The organism is Hartmannibacter diazotrophicus (genome assembly GCF_900231165.1).
Taxonomy (GTDB): Bacteria; Pseudomonadota; Alphaproteobacteria; order Rhizobiales; family Pleomorphomonadaceae; genus Hartmannibacter; species Hartmannibacter diazotrophicus.
The window spans coordinates 4,583,165-4,600,780 of the sequence record NZ_LT960614.1; the positions used below are offsets into that span (position 1 = coordinate 4,583,165).

Below are 17,616 nucleotides of genomic sequence, written 5' to 3' on the forward strand. Positions count from 1 at the left end.
TCATTCTCCGTAGGGCTGGAACGTGCCGCTTCAGGGCGAACCCTGAAGCTTGGCGGTTGATGAGAAGGAGGGGTCAGCCGTTGGCGGCCATCGAGCGGGCGACCTCGGCGGCGCTGATGCCTTCGAGAGCAAGGCCGTAGCCGATCCCTTCGTCGATGATCCGGCGCAGTTTCTGCGTCAGCGCGATGCGGGTGTAGCGGCTGGTCAGCGGCGGCAGGGCGGCGATGCCCTCGGCGATTTCATGGGCACGGGCGAGCAACTTGTCGGCCGGCACGATCTCGTTGACGACGCCCCAGTCCTTGGCGGTTGCCGCATCGAGCACCTGGCGGGTGAGGATGAAGTGGCGGCCGCGGACGCTGCCGATCACTTCCGGCCAGAGCAGGTTGACGCCATCACCGGGCACGATGCCGAAATCGAAATGCGGCTTGTCCTGGAAGACCGTTTCCGGGGTTGCGAGGATGATGTCGGTCAGCAGCGCATATTCGGAATGCAGGAGAACCGGGCCATTGAGCGCGGTGATCATCGGCACTTCGATGTCGAGGATGTTCATGAGGACCTTCTTGCCCTCGCGATAGATCTTGTCGTAGCCGACGGGCGAGAAGAAATCGAAGCCCTCTGGGCTGATCGCATCCATGAAGGCATCGCCCGAGCCGGTCAGGATGACGACGCGGTTTTCGGCGTCGGAACCGACCTGATGGAAAAGCTCGACGAACTGCTCATGGGTGTGGCCGTTGAAGACGAGCTTGCCGCCATCGGTGTGGAAGGCGATTTCGAGAACGCCGCTCGACGAACGGGTCAGACGGGCATTCGGGAAGCTGTTCTTGTAGGTATCGAAGCGGGACATGGGGATACTCCTGGGTGTTTGGGTTTTGCGGTCGGGGTTGGAGAGGAAGCGGGACAGGAAGCGCATGGGTCAGGCCGCCGAAGCCGGCGTTTCGACCAGCGCCTCAACGCGGACGATGGCGCGCTGGACGGCGGGGCGTTCCGCCACAGCCTCGTACCAGCGGGAAAGATTGGGATGACCGTCGAGGGTCAGACCGGGAAACTGCCGGCGCCACAGCCAGCCGAAATGGGCGATGTCGGCGATGGTGAAGGCGTCGCCGGCCATGAAAGCCTGCGTGGAAAGCCTGCTGTCCAGCAGACCGAGGATCCGTTCGGCCTCGCTCGTGAAGCGGGCTTCGGCGATTGGCTGCGGCTCCGGCGACGAGCGCTTGAAGAAGCCGGCATTGCCGAAGGCGGGGCTCAAGGCCGAGGCGTGGAAGAAGAGCTGCTCGAAGACGCGGGCACGGGCCGCGCCGCCGGTCGGCAGGAGCTTGCCGGTCTTCTCCGCCAGATAAACGAGGATGGCGGCGCTTTCCGTCAGGACGAAGCCGTCATCCACCAGGACAGGCACCTTGCCGTTCGGGTTGAGCGAAAGGAAAGCCTCTTGCTTCTGTTCGCCCTTGCGGACATTGACCGCCCTGAGGTCGTAGGGAAGGCCGAGTTCCTCCAGCGCGATCGGCACCTTGACGCTGTTGGGGGTGGCAAAGGCGTAGACTTCGATCATGCTCGTCTCCATCGGATCGTGTTCGGTGGAGAGAGTTATGACCATTCCCGAATTCTTGCGGCAGGCGCCTTGAGGCGATATTGCTTATTCCTGAGGAGAATGAGCAATGGACCGATTACAGGCGATGACCGCGTTCGTGCGGGTGGTGGAAACCGGGTCTTTCTCGCAGGCGGCCCGGCGGATCGGGGTTGGCCAGCCCGCCATCTCGAAGACGATCGCGCAACTGGAAGACCGGCTGCAGGTCCGGTTGCTCATCCGGTCGACGCACGGGCTGTCGCCGACTGATGCCGGGATTCGCTTTTATGAGCGGGCGAAGACAGCGATCCAGGAAGCGGACGAAGCCGAGCTGGAAGCGAAGGGGGCCGGCGCCGGGCTTTCAGGCCGGCTTCGCATTTGTGCCGCAACGACATTCGCAAGACTCATGGTGATCCCGCGCCTGCCGGAGTTTCTGGCAGCGCATCCCGATCTGGACGTGGACGTCGTTCTCGACGACCGGGTGATCGATCTCGTGTCCGAAGGCATCGACATCGCGTTGCGCATGGGAGATCTCGCCGACTCGTCGGCCGTCGCACGCCGCCTTGCAACCGGCCGACGGTCGGTGGTTGCGACACCGGCCTATCTCGCAGAGCACGGTGTGCCGCAGGTGCCCGCGGATATCGCCGCGCATCAGGCAGTGGTCTATACCCAGCTCGGCAGGAGCTGGACCTTCCGCAGGGAGGGAACCGAGGCGTCTGTCGCGGTCTCCGGCCGGGTTCAGTTCAGCGCGGCCGAAGGCATCCGCGCGGCAGTCAAGGCCGACATGGGGCTCGCCGTCACCTCGGACTGGATGTTCTGGCCGGAACTGATGAGCGGCGAGGTTGCGCGCGTCCTTGAAGACTGGGAGCTCCCCAACATCGACCTCTGGGCGGTCTTTCCCACTGGGCGCCTTGCAAGTGCCAAGGCGCGGGCGTTCGCAGACTTCGTGGAACGGGTTGTCGGCTAGGTCCGTCTCCCATTGGCAAGGCTTTGCCATTCCGCCTGGAGCGGCGCCCGAAACTCAGGGACGCCAAGATCTCAGGTCGAGCAGATTCGATCCATCCTTCTCGCCGGGCAAGTGCCCGAGCAGCCAGGGTATGCGCTAGGGGAAGATCTGGTATGCCACAGCATTCTTCTCCTTGAATGAACGGCGTTTTTGCCTATGTTGCGGTGCAAGAGAGATGTGAAATGGAGTGGCCCTCATGACGACCACGATTGCCGATACAACCGCTCGCCTTGGCTCACCGATCGGGCAGGATCGGGCACCCTTCGATCCCTTCGGTCTGGCCAGCGGGCTTCGTCTTTGGCGCACCTATTCGGCGCTCAAGGATCGCAGCGATGCCGAACTCGCCGAAATGGGGATTGCGCGCAACGATATTCCGCAGGTCGCTTTCCGGGCCGTCTTTGGCGGCTGATTGCGCTTGAAGCGCTGACGTTTTGAGACGTTGCCGGTCGGCACCGTGGACCGCCCAGGTCAGAGGTTCGTCAAGGATCAGACCCGGCGCATGGCCGGCCCTTCCGCGGCAAGCAGCCGGTCCGTGATGGCGCCGACGAATGCGGTGAACTCCGGCGTTTCGACGATGCCGCTTTGCTCGGCGGGATAGACAAGGGACAGCGTGCGCACCAGCGACGGCTCGACGATCGGATGGGCGCGCAGTGTGCCCGCCCGCAATTCGCCTTCCGCAGCGCCATAGGGCATGATCGTCGCAGCAATCCCTTTGGCAACGAGGTTCTTGACCGCACGCAGGGACTGAACCTCGTAAGCCACCTGAAGCGGGATGCCGAGACGAGCGGCCGTGCTTCCCACAAGACGCGAGACCACGTCGTCGCGCCCGGTCAGAGCCAAATCCTGCGCAAGGACCTGACGGAATGTCATGGTGCCGGCTTCGTTCGACCGGTCCGGCGCCGTCAGGCAGCAGAGATCCTCGTCCAGCAGCGCCCTGTGCAGGAGGCTTGCTCCGATGTCTGTCGCGAATGTGAGGGCGCAGGTCAGTTCGCCCTGCTTGAGCATCCGCGACAGGACGAAGCTGAATTCCTCGACCAGATGCAGCGCGACATTCGGAATTTCCCGGGCGAGATCCGTCAGGATCTGGTCTCCGACCAGACGCATGATCGATGGTGTGACACCCATGCTCATGGAAACAGTGCCGTGGGTGGCGAATTCCCGCATGGACTGGCGCGCCTCGTCGACCAGCGCCAGGATCCGCCCGGCATAGTCATCGAGGCGCAACCCCGCCGCGGTCGGCGCGACCCCTCGGGAATGCCGTTCAAGCAGGACGACGCCGAGTTCGTCCTCGAGGCTGCGGATCTGGAACCCGAGCGCCGTCTGCGCCACATTGAGTTCTCTGGCCGCCAAAGTGATATTGCCCGTCTCGATCGCCTTGCGAAGGTAGATGAGTTGGCGGGTCTTGATCATCCGCTCCCTCCGGCGCGAGACATTGCGGCTTTCCCTGTCGTCGACCCGATCGCGCCGGGCGATCGCGTGCCGTTTCAGGCGACGGGCGTTTACACGCCGACACCACGGTCTCGGGTCCATCCCTCCAAGAGATGACGATAAGACCAGCGATGGCATCTGCCGTCCGAATGTCGGCGCATCCCCGCAGCCCAGGGACGTTGCCCAGGGACATTGCAATGTCGATCGGTTCTGTTGCCGCCAGACCATAGCAGGCCACCAGCGCCATTCCGCCAGTCAATTCCCTTCGGGCTGCCAGCGTATTTCGTGCTGGCGGGGATCAGACCAGCGGTGCCGACAGCCAATCGATCCATGGAGCCGGAAGCCCGATCGCCTCGAGCATCCAGGCCGTATCGAGCGTGATCGCGACCGCCCCGACGATAGACAGCAGGATGGACAGGAGGATCCATCCGTCCAGCACCTCGTGCTCGCGGTTGATCACCCCGCTGAAGAGAACACGAAAGATCACCGAAAGACGCTGGATCGGCACCACGACCGAGACGGGCGCCACCGCGAGCGCGAGATAGCGGAAGAGCTGGGAGAAGGCGACCAGCACCGAGGAAACCAGATACCAGCCGCCGGAGCCGCGATCGAGGGTCGCCATGTAGCCGCGCCCGCCGACGGCCATCACCATGAGGCCAACGGCGACCGTTGCGGCGACATAGGAGACAAGGCCGCCGGCCACCGAATTGCCATAGCCGCCATGCGCCTCCAGGGCCCATGAGATCAGCAGCGGGCTCGATCCGTAGCCAAGTGCACAGACGAGCCCCCAGAAGAAGCCCGGGAGATAGTCAGGCTCGAAGCTGTTCGCGCGAGCGCCCTTTGCCGCCTTTCCACCCTTGCGCCGGACAACCGCCATCGGCCCCACCAGAACGAGGAGAATGCCGAACGCATTGACGGCGTTGACGGTTTCGCCGAGGAAGAAGAAGGCCAGTGCGAGCGCGACCAGGATCGAGAGTTGCTGCACCGGCGTCGACAATGCAGCGCCCAGCGCCTGGGTGGCGCGGTAGTTTCCGTAGCGGCCGATCACCAGATGAACGATGCCGGCAAGCGCCATCAAAAGCCAGGTCGAGAGCTGCCAGTCGCGCATCACCGTGAACCCGCCCATCGCCGCGGCGAAGGCAAGAAACAGCGGCACGCCGAGCGGCACGGTGATGGCCATCGCCTGCAGGACCGTCGATTTCAGCACGCCCCGGCGGATGCAGGCCGTATTGAGGCCGAAAAAGGCGGCGGACCCGAAAGCCAACATTGCGCCGAACATGGACAGGCTCCATCGTTGCCTGAGCGCGCGCTCAGGCGATCACGGGAAATTCGGTACTGAAGGATTGCAGCCGGCCGACCGGCGCTCCGCGCGCAGATAGCGCCGGACGAGTTCGGGCGTCAGCGCCATGCCCTCGACGTATTCCGGCGCGTTCTCCAGCTGCTCCAGGTCATTCAATCCGCATTGCTTGAAGATGCGGTTGATCGTCGAGATCAGCCGCAACGGCCGGTCCGGATCGGCATTGAAATGCTGGTGGATGGTATTCGGCGGAACATAGATGACGTCGCCGGCCTCATAGTCGAAACGCTTGATTTCGTCCTGCGGCTTCCAGTGATAGTCGTCGGTGATCTCGACGTCGCAGTCCTGGTGCAGGTCGTAGCCCTTGCCCTCGAGCACATAGAGGCATTCTTCCGCGAGATGACGGTGCCTGCCCGACCGGGAGCCTGGCGGAATGATCTGCATGTAGGCGTCGACCGTCTCCATGCGCGTGTTCATGCCCTCGTTGATGAGGTGCTTCAAGAGCCCCTGCCGCGACATTTCCCACGGCATTTCGCCCGGATGGACGATCTTCCTGCGCGCCGCATTGCGCCTCGGCGCGGTTTCGGCGTCGTCGAGAAGCTGCTGGTAGAGGTCGTTGTTCAGCGTGCCGTCGATCCAGGCGGTCGTCTCGCCCCAGGCCATCTCAATACCCCTCCGGCGGGTGGTTGAAATCCTCTTCTTCCTCGCGCACGGCAAAGCCCTCGCCACCCGGCGCCGGCGTCGTCTGGCGCGGCACGACGGTCTTCTGGAACAGCATGTTCATGAAGACGAACATCGGCTTGGTCTTCAGCACCAGCGCCCGCGCCGGCTTGGTGTCGGACGCATTGAAATGCTGATGGACGCAATTGTTGTGCACGATGGCGACATCGCCCGCCTTCCAGTCGTAGCGGATGCCGTCGTGGACCTCGTAGCCTTCGCCATCCAGAATGTAGAAGGCCGCCTCGTTGACGTGGCCGTGCTTCTGGCTCTTGCCGCCGGGCCCATATTCTTCCAGGTGAATGTGGAAGAGCTGGCTGATGCCGTCCTTCGGCTCGACATAGTGGCGGCTGTAGGCCTGCGGCCCATCGACGAACTTGATCTCGCTGGCCTTGCGAACCCGAGGCATCGACCGCAGCCGCTCCAGCTCAGTGGTCAGGTTGTATTCGCCCTCGATGGCGCGCACGAAAACGCGGTTCTTCTGGCTGTGATAGTAGCCGGCTGGCTGTGCCTCGTCCGACGCCTCGCCATGCGCATGATCGCCGCGATGGGGAGAGCCCTTGCTGTCGTCCATCATTTCCTCCCTCGTGGCCCGGCCATCCGGCCTGCGCCCGGAGCCCGCCGCACCGCCACCTTCAGCCATAAAGGCCCATTGTCCCCATATAGATGAGGCAAGGTCTCGTGGGTCGCTCAAATGCGAGATACCTGCCATCGCGAAATCCTCTGGGAAGGGCGCCGTCGCCCTTTCCCTCAGACGCCCGAACGCTGCCAGCCCCGCCGCATCGCCCTCAGCCGCCGCAGCGTCGGCATCAGGAAGGTGACCACCGTCGCCACGATGAGAACGATAGAGACGGGACGGGCCATCATGAAGCCGACAGGATGGCCATCGGAGATCATGATCAGCTGATGGAGGGAATTCTCCGCCGTTTCGCCGAGCACAAGTGCGATCACCAGCGTCAGCCGGGGATAGTCGAACCGGATCATGAGATAGCCGAGCAAACCCATGAGCACGGTCAGAAGCACGTCCGCCATGCGCCCGTTGAGCACATAGATACCCGTCAGCGAGACGGCCACGACGACCGGGATCACCAGCCCGACCTCTATCCGGGTCACGAGCACCAGCAGCCGCGACAGGGCAAGGCCCACCAGCGACGCGCCGACCGCCGAAACGGTCAGCGCCACGATCAGTCCATAGATTTCACGCTGGTGGTAAAGCAGGATGCCCGGCCCCGGATCCATGCCATGCAGGACGAGGATACCGAGGAAGAGGGCCGTTTCCGCGCTGCCGGGAATGCCGAAGGCCACCGTTGGAATCAGCGATCCGCCATCCTTGGCGTTGTTGGCCGCCTCCGGAGCGATCACGCCCTTGATGTTGCCCTTGCCGTAGCTGTCGGGATCGCGGTCTGTCTGGACGGCCGAACTGTAGGCCACAAAGGCGGCGACCGTGCCGCCGAGCCCCGGAATGGCGCCGATGAGTGTTCCGATCACCGACCCGCGGATCAGCGTCGGCCAATGACGAAAGACCGCAAGGACACCGTCGAAGACGCCCGTGATGCGCATGGTCTTGTCGTCTGCGCCGGGATTGGCCGAAGCAACCGACCCGCCCTTGACTCCAAGCTCGATCATCTGGCTGATCGCGAACATGCCGGTCAGCGTCGGCACCAGCGGAATCCCGTCCCACAGATAGTCGATATCCATCGTGAAGCGCAGGTCGCCGGAAATCGCGTCCTGACCGACGAAGGCAAAGAGCAGGCCGACGCAGCCGGCGATCAGGCCGCGCAGGAGCTTGCCGCGCAACGAGACGGCGATCGCCGCAAGGCCGAGGATGGTGAGAAGAAAGAACTCCGCCGGGCCGAAACTCAGCACAACCTCGCGCGCCACCGGAATAAAGAGCAGGAGCGTTAGGAGGCCAAGGAGACCGCCGAGCGCCGAGGCGGTCGCGGAGGCACCAATCGCGAGGCCGGCCTTGCCCTGTCGGGCCAGCGGATAGCCATCGAAGGTCGTCGCGGCATTCGGCGCCGTGCCGGGCGTATTGAGGAGGATGGCCGTGATCGATCCGCCGAAGGTGGTGGCCCCCATGACCCCGCCGGACAGATACATCGCGTCCAGCGCGTTCATGGAAAAGGTCATCGGCATCAGAAGGGCCAGCGCGGTCGTGCCGCCAAGCCCGGGAATGAGACCGAAGAGCAGCCCGAGGAACACGCCGCCCACGAGATAAAGCAGACTTCCAGCGCCAAGCACGTCGCCGAAGGCCTGGACCAGAGCATCAAGCCCCATGTGAAGCGATCCTTGTCCCTTGCGCGCCGCCCCCTGGAGAGACCGGCGCGGACCCCATAGCGATCACGGCGGTCATTGCCCGCTCAAAAGCGCCTTGTGCGCGGCATAGAAGGTCGAGAGATCGTCCATCATCGCCTTGGTATCGGCTGCATTCCTGTACTGAAGCCGGGTGTTGGACCCCTTGGCCCAGGCCTGGACGTCGGCGCTTTCCGTCGCCTTTGCAAAGGCGTCCTGCAGCGTCTTGACGACGTCGGCGGGCATGTCCGGAGGGCCGCCGACCACGCGGTTGATGGTGAAGCGGGCAACGTCGGGATAGCCGAGATCGGTCGTCGTCTCCACGCCCTCCAGCACGGGCTTGTCGGTCAGCGTCGTGATGATGCGCAGGTCGCCGGAATCGACATACTTGGACAGTGAGGAGATCGGCTTCAGCGTCGCATCCACCTCGCCCCGCATGACCGCGATCATCGTGTCGTTGGAGCCGCCGTAACCGGCGATATTGGTGATCGGACACCCCATCATGTCGAAGGTGATGACCGCCGTGATCGACGACGTGCTGTCCTTGCCGGTGTCGGAAAGCTTGATCGGCCGCCCGAGCGCGCACAGATCCTTGGTGCTCTTGTAGGGGGAATCGGTCTTGACCGCGATGGCGTATTGCTCCTCGGCAAGGTTCGCGATCCAGGTCACCTTGTCGAGATCGAAGCCGATCTTGCGATCCATCGCTTCGCTGACGGTCAGGCCCGGAATGTTGAAGATGCCGATGGTGTAGCCATCCGGGTCGGCCCGGTAGACAGCCTGACCGCCGCGCGTGCCCGACGCGCCAGAGATATTCTGCGGAACGACGGTCGCGCCCAGGACTTCCTGCAGCGCCGGGATGTAGGCGCGCACAATGGTGTCGAAGCCACCGCCCGGGTTGTAGGGAATGACGAAGGTGATCTCGCCGTCATTGGGAAATTCGGCATGCGCCGACGACACAGCCGCGGCAGCGCCAACAAGGGCGGCGACCGCCCACGTCTTCCATTTGGTCATGACATCTCTCCCGGTACCATTTTTTGATTGTGTGCGTCCTGATCGCGTGCCGGCGTGCCCGCTCACCACTGCGAAAGGCCGCCCTTTGCGAACAGCAGTCCCCGATAGAGGCGATAGTCGAGCAGCAGTTCGAAGACGAGGAACTGGAACAGCGCGACAACCAACGCGGTCGCGATGGCTTGCCGCCAGCCCCGGCCGGCCCAGAAGCGGACGAAGGCCAGGCAATAGAGAGGCAGGGCAAGGAGCGCGCCGAAGAGGGCCATCGCCGCGAAGGCGGCAAGAACCCAGCCGATCAGGAGCAGTTCCCGGCGCAGCGGCGGCAACTGCGGCATCTCGCGATTGTCGAAGCCGGCGCCGCCGATGATCCGCACGGCGACATGACCGGGCAGCCGGCTCCGGCTCCACAGATCGGCGAAGGCCAGGATCACCAGCAACCCGGAGGTGATCATCGGGAAACGGCTGGAGATCGGTCCGTAGTCCATCGACCAGAAGAACACCGCACAACCGATCGCCAGCAGAATGACCGCCGGCCAGATCGACGCCACCGTGTCCGGGATGGAACGCTGCTCTTCTTCCTCTTTGGTCACGGCCCTGTCGTCCATGCTCGAAGTCCCAATGTCCCACCATTGGCGATGCGGCGGTGCCCCATCGCTTTCCTTGATTGTCCGCGGCCGGATCTCCCGTCAGAAGACCCGGTATCCGTTCAGATAGCGGTAGAGCAGCCCTCGATAGAGCTCGATTCCGAAGCCGTATTCGAACAGTGCGAAAAGCACGGCCGTGGTCCCGACCGCCAGCGCCAGCGCCAGCCAGAGGCGCTCGCGCGCCAGGACACGGGACAGAAAGACAATCAGGAAGAAGGTCCCGACATAGTGGCCCAAGGTCCAGATGATCGCGATCGTGCAGGTGAAGACGCCACTCAGCACCGCAAGCTTGGAAAATTCCGGAATGCGCCCGCCCAACGCGTGGCCAAGGTTGCTGAAGACGTCGGACATCGCGCCGGCGCGTCTCAGGCGCAGGGCCTGCACGCCGATCAGGATCAGCAGGGGCACCATGATGACGAAGGGCGTGCGCGACGACACCAGCTTGTAGCTGAAGGCCTCCACGAAGGCGGCGAGGACCAGCAGGCCGACGAACGCAAGGAAGCAGATCTCGAGCGTGCGATGCGGCACTGCCGGCTCGCTCGCCACCGGAACCGGATCGGCGGCCGGTGCCGAACTGTCTTGGTCAATCATGTGGTTGCTGATGTCCGTCATCATGCTGCCCTCCCGCGATCCCGGATCAAGCCGCGGATGTTCCAGGCGAGGAATCCGGCGGTCACGAGCCCGAGCGCTGCGGCGAGCGGTTGGGTGAAGAAGAATGGCCCGTCGAGAAGCAGGGCCAGATAGAGGTTCTTTTCGACGGCAAAGCCGAGCACGAAGCCGATCAGAAGGGCGGCGCGCGAATAGTTCAGCACCTTCATCAGGTAGCCGATCACGCCGAAGACGAAGGCGATGCCGATGTCGAAGAGCGACCGGTCGGAGGCATAGGCACCGGTGAAGATGATCGCCATCAGGACCGGAACGATCACCTCAGCGCTCAGCGCCGTCGCCCGGGACAAGGGGTTGACCAGGAACATGCCGATGATCGTGCCGATCAGGTTGCCGATGATGATCGTGAAGATCATCACGAAAACGATGTCGACATGCTGGTTGAGCATCCTCGGTCCGGTCTGCATGCCGAGGATGAACAGACCCGACAGAAGGATCGCCATCGAGGAGGAGCCGGGTATGCCGAAGGCGACCGTCGAGGCGAGCGCCCCACCCTCGACCGCGTTGTTTGCTGATTCCGGGCCGATGACGCCCTCGATGTTGCCCTTGCCGAAGGACGCCTTGTCCCTGGCCGTCTGCTTGGCGTGGCCGTAGGCGACAAAGGCCGCCGGCGCGCTGCCAAGACCCGGGATCAAACCCATGGCCGTGCCGATCGCGCTGCAACGCAGGACGAGCCACCAGTTGCGGAAGGTGAGGCCGATCCCCTGGAAGACTTGCCGCTGCGTCTCCTTCGCCGAAAGCATGCCGGTGGTACCGCGCGCCAGCGAGCCGCCCGTCGACCACAGATCGAACATCTCCGCCACGGCGAAAAGGCCGAGAATGACGGGCACGAGGGAAAGGCCGTCGGACAACTCCAGAATACCGAACGTGAAGCGCTCCGTATTCGTCACATTGTCGAGGCCGATCATGGCGAGCAGCATTCCCGCCAGCGCGGCAATGAGGCTGCGGATGAGATCCTCCTTCCCGAGGATCGCAACGAAGGAAAGAGCGAGAAACGCCAGCATGACCACTTCGGGCGGGCCGAAGAGCAGCACCACGTCACGCAGCAGCGGCAGCAGCGCGGCAAGCACGACCGAGCCGAAGATTGCGCCGAGAAGGCTCGACATCATGGCAGCGCCGACAGCGACGCCGGCCTGCCCCTTGTCGCGCATGGGTGGGCCGTCGAGCAGCGTCGCCGCATTCTGGCCGGTACCGGGAGTGGAGAAGAGGATCGCGGTCAGGCCACCGCCCTGCGCAACCGCCGCATGGGCGGCAAGCAGGAAGGCAATGCCGGTGGTGGGTTCCATCGAGTAGAGGAACGTCACCGCCATGGCCATGGCGAAGTGGCCGGAAAGGCCGGGTATGACACCGATGATCAATCCGAAGACCGCCCCGACAACGATATAGGGCAGCACCGTCAAGCTGGTCGCCGCGACAAGGCCCTGCAAGGCCCCCTCGACAATGGTCATGATTGAATTTCCGTTCCTGCTCTGGCTGCTTCATCGCGATCAGGCGGGCGGGAGCCGCGAGGCGGAGACCGCAGTGGGCGCGAATGCCTCCTGCCGGCCTTCGCCTCGCATTGTCTCCCCGAAAGCGCGTTCTTCAGATATCGCCGCGGATCGCGGCAACGATCTTGTCGTGGACGTCAGGCGCCAGGTCTGTCGCGGCCTTGGCGATCTGCTCCATATCCGCGCCGCTCGCATAGTCGAGGTCACGCTCGGTGTCCGCCATCAGCTTGACGAACTCAGGATCCGTCATGGCCTTCTGGAAGGCATCGCGCAGAAAGGCGAGACGATCCTCCGGAATGCCTGGAGGACCGGCAACGGGACGGCCGACCGCATTGAGCGCATCCCAGGCATCGAGCACCGGCATCACCGCTTCGGCGTTGGGCAACGCCGCCGCCTTTTCAAACACACTGGGAACATCGGGAAGCTGCGCAGACCGCTTCTTGGGGCTTTGCAGGACGATGACGTGCTCGCCGTCCTCGACGCCCTGAATCGCGCTGCCAAGCGACCCCCACATGCCCTGGATGTCGCCGCGCAGCATGGCCTGTCGGACGTCGGAGGAATTGTTGAAGCCGTGTACCACCTTCTGGTCGATCCCGAACGCCGGACCGGTGATGACCGCGTCGACGTAGGTCGACCCGCCGAGGCCGGTGGCGCCGAGCAGCACCGGCTGTTTGGACGCGACGACGTCGTCGAACGTCTTGTAGGGGGAACTTGTGCCGACCACGAGCACCCTGAGGTCGGCGACCATGCGGCCGAGATAGCTGAACTCGCCAATCTTGTAGCGCGCGCCCTCGATGCCGGAGAGCTGGTTCGTGACCATCGCCGAACCGTTCATGATGCCGACGGTCAGACCATCGGCCGGCGCGTCGAAGATCTCGTTGGCGCCCTTCATGCCGCCGGCGCCAGGCATGTTCTCAATGTCAACGCGCGCGCCGGTGTATTTCTCCATGTAGGGCGCGATCGCCCGGCTGTATTCGTCGTAGCCGCCGCCGGGATTGTAGGGCACGATCCAATTGATGACCTTGCCCTTGTAAAAGGCCGACGCGTCCTCGGCCCAGGCGTTGCCGGCCGTTGCCAGCGTCGCGCCGGCCACGAGGCAGACGGCGATTCCCTTTAGAAAATCTCTCCTCATAGCAATCCTCCCACGGAGCTGTGTTCTTTTGTTCTTGTAGGTGCGTCCGACGTGCCGAATCCAGCCGTCCCGCCCACCGGGTCACCGCATGCGATCTGTCGAATCCGACGAACGGCACGGTAAGCGCCCATGTCACGAAAGCAGCGTATGAAGCACCGGGAGGGCCGTCAATGAGACGGCGGTCCGTATAGCGGAACGTTTTTTAGACAAGTCCAAGCTGTTTTTTTGCTGGCAGCATCGAAATGCTGCCAGCAAGGTCGCAAGATTTATCTTATCCGCATGCAGACACAGGCAATTTCAGTTCAGCCAATTTGCTGCAGTGCGACATTACTCTTCTTGGAAATCATTTCGGTCTTGCTGGCCATAGCCAAATGTGTTGGCAGCCGGATGGCGCGCAACTTAAGGATTCAACGACATATGGTCCGGGGCCTCACCGCGACCGGGCGAATTAACTTCGCGAATGCGGCGGTCTCCTGCTGGATCGCCAGAAAACACAATCAAAATCCGGGAACAGGCGCATGGGCAAACTTCACCTTTCCGTCGCGGTCGGCGACTATGACCGTACCCGTCCCCTCATCGACGGGGATGTCGCCATCGACGGTGTTGAGGGCATCTACATGCGGCTGCATCCGGAAGAGATCTTCTTTCGGGCTTTCCGGCATCAGGAATTTCACATCTGCGAACTGTCGCTGAGCTCCTTCACCGTCCGCACGGCGCGCGGCGACAATCCCTACATCGGCGTGCCGGTGTTTCCCTCGCGGGCCTTCCGGCACACCTCGATCACGGTTCGCAAGGACCGTGGCATCAACACGCCGGCCGATCTCGCCGGTCGCAGGATCGGCGTTCCGGAATACCAGCTGACGGCCAATGTCTGGGCGCGGGCAATCCTGGCCGAGCATGGCCTTTCGCCCGAAAGCGTCGAATGGGTGCGCGGCGGGCTTGAAGAGCCGGGACGAACGGAAAAGATCGCGCTGTCGCTTCCGCCCAGCATCAGGCTCTCCGATATCCCCGCCGAGGCAACGTTGTCGTCGATGCTGGCGAAGGGCGAGATCGATGGCATCATCGCCCCGCGCATTCCCTCCTGCTTCGACGGTGGACGAACGGTCGGCTGGCTTTTCGACGACCCGCGCGCCGCCGCGATGGACTGGTACCGGCGCAGCGGCATCTTCCCGATCATGCATGTGCTGGGCATCAGGCGCGATCTCGTCGATGACCATCCGTGGCTACCGGCCGCCGTGCAGAAGGCCTTCGTCGCGGCCAAGCGGATGGCCCTGGAGCGGCTGTCCGACACCTCGGCCACAAAGGTCACGCTGCCCTTCGTGGAGGACCAGCTGCAGGACGCGATCGCCTTGCTCGGACCCGACTACTGGTCCTATGGTTTTGCCGAAAACCGGCATGTGCTCGATGCCTTCCTGGACCATCATCATAGCCAGGGCCTTTCGCCACGGCGCGTTCAGGTCGAGGAGCTGTTTCACCCGGCCGCGATGGAGACGGCCCGGATCTGACCTGGGCCGCCAGGACACTATTCGCACACGACCGGGGTGCGAGCCGCTCAAAGGGCATGGGCAGGACGCGGAGCACGCGCCGGCCCAGACTGCCCGGTGAGCCTAGAACGGTACGCTTTCAAGGAACTCCAGAACCCGCGCGTTCGTAGCTTCCTGCGTCTGCGCCGAGACGGGCACGTCCCAATATTGTGCATTCGGAATGCATTCTTCCAGAAAACGCGCCGCCGACGTTGCATGGGAGGCGTCAGCGCCCGGCACGATCAGCGTGGGCGTATCGAGGCAGAGCAGGTCTTCCGGCTCGGCGCCCGGCGCACTGTCGCGATCGAGCAGCGTGCGCGCCATGCCCGCCACGATGATCCGATAGCGATCGACAGGCAGAGACACATAGGCTTCGGCAAAAGCGGGATCGCGGCGCAGCACCGACACCCAGGGTCCGCCACGCGGATCGGCGCCGAAAGCCTTGTCGCTGCTGCGGGCAAGGTCGACGACCGCAGCAAGGCCGTTTTCCTGGACATAGCCGAGATGCGTGGCAAAGCGCTGATGGCCGTTGAGCCTGTAGCGTGCACCGCCGACAGGCCAGAAGAGAACCTGGCCGGCAACCCGTTCGGGATAGGCGGTGGCAAAGGCCGCAACCGCGCTAACCCCCATGCAGCCCCCCATCAGAAGCGCCCGGTCGATCTTCAGGTGATCGAGGAGCCCCCTGCCCTGCTCGACATAGTGGCGCCAGGTGACGCGCTCGACACGCCCGCCCGACAGGCCCGTCTCCCGGCGATCGAAGGCGATGCAGGTATAGTGGGCGGGGAGCGTCTCCAGGAAGCGGATCTTGGCATAGATGCCCTGGGTCGACCATTTCTCCACGGTCGCGTCGAATCCCCCCGGCGCATAGAGAAGAAGCGGCGGACCGGAGCCCGTCACCTCGTAGCGCGTCTCTATCCCGTCGATGACCGTCGTTGCCATTGATTGCCTCCACGCGCCGGCGCGCCGGACTGGTGTTGAGTTTCTTGCGGCCATACAGGCCGATCAGCCTTTTGTGAGATCCTCGCAGCCGAGGCGCTTCAGGCTTTCCTCGACCCAGGTCTTCGGATCGAGGCGGCCGGCAAGCGTTTCGGCCAGCGCTTTCGCCTCTGCCTCGCTCTTGGCCTTCGCCGCCTTGTAGACGGCCTCGGTCTGCTCGTAGGGCACGCAGAGAACGCCGTCGTCGTCGCCGAGCAGGAGATCGCCGGGATTGATCACCATGCCGCCGAGCGCGAGCGGCACATTGATCTCACCAGGACCGTCCTTGTAGGGCCCGCGGTGGTTGACGCCAGCGGCGAAGACGGGGAACGCATTGGCGCGAATCCAGCCCGAATCCCTGACGGCGCCGTTGACGACGACTCCCACGGCACCCTTCTGGATCGCATAGGAGATCATCATCTCGCCGATCAGCGAATTGGTGAGGTCGCCTTCCGCATCCACGACAATGACGTCGCCCGGCTCGGCCATAAGGAGCGCCTTGTGGAGCATCAGATTGTCGCCCGGACGGGTTCGCACCGTCAGGGCGGCGCCGGCCATGGCCCCGCCCGCGTGCATGGGGCGGAGCACCGGCCCGCCCGCGAACATGCGGGACATGGCATCGCTGCAATTTGCGACGGGAATGTCGCGAAACCGCTCGGCCGTCGCCGTGTCGACCTTGCGGGTGCGTGGCAGAATACGGAAACCGATGGTCACGTTGATAGCTCCTGCTTGTCGTTGTCGTTCACCGTCACATCCACGGCAACAGCGAGGCATGGATCACATCCGGCACGCCCTGCCCGCCGACCGATCGAATGGCAAGGTCCGCATCCTTGAGGCCGAAACGGTGCGTGGTGACGAGTTCCAGCGGGAACCGCTTCGAAGCGATCTGTTCGAGGGCCAGTTCGCAGGCCCGGTAGGAATGCCCGCGCGCGCTCTTGATCGTGATCGCCTTGGTGGTGACCCTTTCCAGAGGGAAATTCGGAAACTCCTTCATCTCGCCCTGGACAAGGATGGTGCCCGCCTTGCGCTTCAGCGCCTCGACGCCGAGCAGGATCGGGATCGTCCCGGCCCCAGCCGTGCAATCGAGCGAAATGTCGACGCCCTTGCCGGCGGTGATCTCCATGATGCGGGCGAGCGGATCCTCCTTCTGGACGTCGATGACATAGTCGGCGCCAAGCTTCTTGGCGACCTCCATCCGTGCCGCGTCCTTGGTCGTTCCGGTCACGATGATCAGCGACGCACCGGCCTGCTTGCAGATCACGGTCTGGGACAGTCCCTGCTGGCCGGGTCCCTGGATCAGGACGGTGGAATTGTAGCCGACGCCGGAATCGAACAACGACCATTCCACGCCGTTGGCCATCGGTGTCACGAGGCCGGCAAGCTCCGGCGTCACGCCCGCCGGCACATGGTGCACCACCGCGTTCCAGGGCAGGTAGACATATTGCGAGAAGCCGCCCCAAAGATGCGGCGCGCGCTCGGCCGAGGTGTAGCCGTAGCGGATCGCATCGGGGTTGTTGCGCCAGTCGGTGTTTTCGCAGTGGCGGTATTCGCCGCGATGGCACCACTGGCACTTTCCGCAGCTGACATAGTGCTCGACGAAGACGAGATCGCCTTCCTTGAACCCCTTGCGCGCGGTGAACTCGCGTCCAGCCTTGGCAATATAGCCGATGTTCTCGTGGCCCATGATGGTCGGCGCGGTCCACGGCGGGTTCTTGAAGAGCTTCACGTCCGTGCCGCAGATACCGGCGACCTCCATCTTCAGCAGGGCACCGTCGACCGGCACGTCGGGCATCGGAAATTCCCGGATTTCCATCTGGCTCGGCCCGACGCGCACCGCCGCGAAAACGCTTTCAACCATGCCCTCTTCCTCCCAACGAAAA

General features: G+C 63.8%; 18 protein-coding genes. 3 read left to right on the plus strand and 15 right to left on the minus strand.

Annotated elements, in window-relative coordinates; genetic code table 11:
- Nucleotides 1-73 precede the first annotated feature (73 nt).
- On the minus strand, nucleotides 74-844 hold the full coding sequence (locus tag HDIA_RS21195; protein ID WP_099557957.1) for an enoyl-CoA hydratase/isomerase family protein: 771 nt from the start codon (nucleotides 842-844) through the stop codon (nucleotides 74-76).
- A 69-nt stretch (nucleotides 845-913) separates the two neighbouring features.
- A complete protein-coding gene (locus tag HDIA_RS21200; RefSeq protein ID WP_342748065.1) occupies nucleotides 914-1,591 on the minus strand; it encodes a glutathione S-transferase family protein in 678 nt (225 codons plus the stop codon).
- 61 nt (nucleotides 1,592-1,652) lie between these two features.
- On the opposite strand from HDIA_RS21200, the gene HDIA_RS21205 reads away from it, so the two are divergent.
- Nucleotides 1,653-2,528 carry a LysR family transcriptional regulator gene (locus tag HDIA_RS21205; RefSeq protein WP_099557958.1) on the plus strand — a complete coding sequence of 292 codons (876 nt, stop codon included), beginning with the start codon at nucleotides 1,653-1,655 and terminating at the stop codon, nucleotides 2,526-2,528.
- Nucleotides 2,529-2,763: 235 nt separating this feature from the next.
- On the plus strand, nucleotides 2,764-2,976 hold the full coding sequence (locus HDIA_RS21210; protein ID WP_099557959.1) for a DUF1127 domain-containing protein: 213 nt from the start codon (nucleotides 2,764-2,766) through the stop codon (nucleotides 2,974-2,976).
- A gap of 77 nt (nucleotides 2,977-3,053) precedes the next feature.
- Here the strand turns inward: HDIA_RS21210 and HDIA_RS21215 are convergent, their stop codons facing one another.
- The 10 genes from HDIA_RS21215 to HDIA_RS21260 all read right to left on the minus strand — a co-directional run bounded on the left by HDIA_RS21215 (nucleotide 3,054) and on the right by HDIA_RS21260 (nucleotide 13,238).
- On the minus strand, nucleotides 3,054-3,977 hold the full coding sequence (locus HDIA_RS21215) for a LysR family transcriptional regulator (RefSeq protein WP_162292676.1): 924 nt from the start codon (nucleotides 3,975-3,977) through the stop codon (nucleotides 3,054-3,056).
- A gap of 316 nt (nucleotides 3,978-4,293) precedes the next feature.
- On the minus strand, nucleotides 4,294-5,274 hold the full coding sequence (locus HDIA_RS21220) for a DMT family transporter (RefSeq protein WP_099557961.1): 981 nt from the start codon (nucleotides 5,272-5,274) through the stop codon (nucleotides 4,294-4,296).
- Nucleotides 5,275-5,313: 39 nt separating this feature from the next.
- Nucleotides 5,314-5,955 (minus strand): cupin domain-containing protein, encoded by a 642-nt coding sequence (locus tag HDIA_RS21225; RefSeq protein ID WP_099557962.1) that lies wholly within the window; start codon nucleotides 5,953-5,955, stop codon nucleotides 5,314-5,316.
- A gap of 1 nt (nucleotide 5,956) precedes the next feature.
- Nucleotides 5,957-6,586, minus strand: a complete 630-nt coding sequence (locus HDIA_RS21230; protein ID WP_099557963.1) for a cupin domain-containing protein — start codon at nucleotides 6,584-6,586, stop codon at nucleotides 5,957-5,959.
- A 173-nt stretch (nucleotides 6,587-6,759) separates the two neighbouring features.
- The gene (locus HDIA_RS21235; RefSeq protein WP_099557964.1) at nucleotides 6,760-8,286 is read right to left on the minus strand and encodes a tripartite tricarboxylate transporter permease; all 1,527 of its coding nucleotides are present in this window, start codon (nucleotides 8,284-8,286) and stop codon (nucleotides 6,760-6,762) included.
- 72 nt (nucleotides 8,287-8,358) lie between these two features.
- Nucleotides 8,359-9,312 (minus strand): Bug family tripartite tricarboxylate transporter substrate binding protein, encoded by a 954-nt coding sequence (locus tag HDIA_RS21240; protein WP_099557965.1) that lies wholly within the window; start codon nucleotides 9,310-9,312, stop codon nucleotides 8,359-8,361.
- A 62-nt stretch (nucleotides 9,313-9,374) separates the two neighbouring features.
- A complete protein-coding gene (locus HDIA_RS21245) occupies nucleotides 9,375-9,914 on the minus strand; it encodes a tripartite tricarboxylate transporter TctB family protein (RefSeq protein ID WP_099557966.1) in 540 nt (179 codons plus the stop codon).
- 81 nt (nucleotides 9,915-9,995) lie between these two features.
- On the minus strand, nucleotides 9,996-10,568 hold the full coding sequence (locus tag HDIA_RS21250) for a tripartite tricarboxylate transporter TctB family protein (RefSeq protein WP_099557967.1): 573 nt from the start codon (nucleotides 10,566-10,568) through the stop codon (nucleotides 9,996-9,998).
- Nucleotides 10,565-12,067, minus strand: a complete 1,503-nt coding sequence (locus HDIA_RS21255; protein ID WP_099557968.1) for a tripartite tricarboxylate transporter permease — start codon at nucleotides 12,065-12,067, stop codon at nucleotides 10,565-10,567. The genes HDIA_RS21250 and HDIA_RS21255 overlap by 4 nt, the downstream gene beginning before the upstream one ends.
- A gap of 133 nt (nucleotides 12,068-12,200) precedes the next feature.
- Nucleotides 12,201-13,238, minus strand: a complete 1,038-nt coding sequence (locus HDIA_RS21260; protein ID WP_099557969.1) for a Bug family tripartite tricarboxylate transporter substrate binding protein — start codon at nucleotides 13,236-13,238, stop codon at nucleotides 12,201-12,203.
- Nucleotides 13,239-13,756: 518 nt separating this feature from the next.
- Here HDIA_RS21260 and HDIA_RS21265 point away from each other — a divergent pair.
- On the plus strand, nucleotides 13,757-14,743 hold the full coding sequence (locus tag HDIA_RS21265) for an ABC transporter substrate-binding protein (RefSeq protein WP_099557970.1): 987 nt from the start codon (nucleotides 13,757-13,759) through the stop codon (nucleotides 14,741-14,743).
- A 102-nt stretch (nucleotides 14,744-14,845) separates the two neighbouring features.
- Here HDIA_RS21265 and HDIA_RS21270 read toward each other — a convergent pair whose 3' ends face one another.
- The 3 genes from HDIA_RS21270 to HDIA_RS21280 all read right to left on the minus strand — a co-directional run bounded on the left by HDIA_RS21270 (nucleotide 14,846) and on the right by HDIA_RS21280 (nucleotide 17,594).
- On the minus strand, nucleotides 14,846-15,700 hold the full coding sequence (locus tag HDIA_RS21270; RefSeq protein ID WP_099557971.1) for an alpha/beta fold hydrolase: 855 nt from the start codon (nucleotides 15,698-15,700) through the stop codon (nucleotides 14,846-14,848).
- Nucleotides 15,701-15,763: 63 nt separating this feature from the next.
- On the minus strand, nucleotides 15,764-16,450 hold the full coding sequence (locus tag HDIA_RS21275; protein WP_099557972.1) for an RraA family protein: 687 nt from the start codon (nucleotides 16,448-16,450) through the stop codon (nucleotides 15,764-15,766).
- Between the two features lie 34 nt (nucleotides 16,451-16,484).
- Nucleotides 16,485-17,594 carry a zinc-dependent alcohol dehydrogenase gene (locus HDIA_RS21280; protein WP_099557973.1) on the minus strand — a complete coding sequence of 370 codons (1,110 nt, stop codon included), beginning with the start codon at nucleotides 17,592-17,594 and terminating at the stop codon, nucleotides 16,485-16,487.
- Nucleotides 17,595-17,616 lie beyond the last annotated feature (22 nt).

Coding starts and splice junctions, on each gene's coding strand:
- HDIA_RS21195 (WP_099557957.1), bottom strand. CDS start 844: ATGTCCCGCTTCGATACCTACAAGAACAGCTTCCCGAATGCCCGTCTG.
- HDIA_RS21200 (WP_342748065.1), bottom strand. CDS start 1,591: ATGGTCATAACTCTCTCCACCGAACACGATCCGATGGAGACGAGCATG.
- HDIA_RS21205 (WP_099557958.1), top strand. CDS start 1,653: ATGGACCGATTACAGGCGATGACCGCGTTCGTGCGGGTGGTGGAAACC.
- HDIA_RS21210 (WP_099557959.1), top strand. CDS start 2,764: ATGACGACCACGATTGCCGATACAACCGCTCGCCTTGGCTCACCGATC.
- HDIA_RS21215 (WP_162292676.1), bottom strand. CDS start 3,977: ATGATCAAGACCCGCCAACTCATCTACCTTCGCAAGGCGATCGAGACG.
- HDIA_RS21220 (WP_099557961.1), bottom strand. CDS start 5,274: ATGTTCGGCGCAATGTTGGCTTTCGGGTCCGCCGCCTTTTTCGGCCTC.
- HDIA_RS21225 (WP_099557962.1), bottom strand. CDS start 5,955: ATGGCCTGGGGCGAGACGACCGCCTGGATCGACGGCACGCTGAACAAC.
- HDIA_RS21230 (WP_099557963.1), bottom strand. CDS start 6,586: ATGATGGACGACAGCAAGGGCTCTCCCCATCGCGGCGATCATGCGCAT.
- HDIA_RS21235 (WP_099557964.1), bottom strand. CDS start 8,286: ATGGGGCTTGATGCTCTGGTCCAGGCCTTCGGCGACGTGCTTGGCGCT.
- HDIA_RS21240 (WP_099557965.1), bottom strand. CDS start 9,312: ATGACCAAATGGAAGACGTGGGCGGTCGCCGCCCTTGTTGGCGCTGCC.
- HDIA_RS21245 (WP_099557966.1), bottom strand. CDS start 9,914: ATGGACGACAGGGCCGTGACCAAAGAGGAAGAAGAGCAGCGTTCCATC.
- HDIA_RS21250 (WP_099557967.1), bottom strand. CDS start 10,568: ATGATGACGGACATCAGCAACCACATGATTGACCAAGACAGTTCGGCA.
- HDIA_RS21255 (WP_099557968.1), bottom strand. CDS start 12,067: ATGACCATTGTCGAGGGGGCCTTGCAGGGCCTTGTCGCGGCGACCAGC.
- HDIA_RS21260 (WP_099557969.1), bottom strand. CDS start 13,238: ATGAGGAGAGATTTTCTAAAGGGAATCGCCGTCTGCCTCGTGGCCGGC.
- HDIA_RS21265 (WP_099557970.1), top strand. CDS start 13,757: ATGGGCAAACTTCACCTTTCCGTCGCGGTCGGCGACTATGACCGTACC.
- HDIA_RS21270 (WP_099557971.1), bottom strand. CDS start 15,700: ATGGCAACGACGGTCATCGACGGGATAGAGACGCGCTACGAGGTGACG.
- HDIA_RS21280 (WP_099557973.1), bottom strand. CDS start 17,594: ATGGTTGAAAGCGTTTTCGCGGCGGTGCGCGTCGGGCCGAGCCAGATG.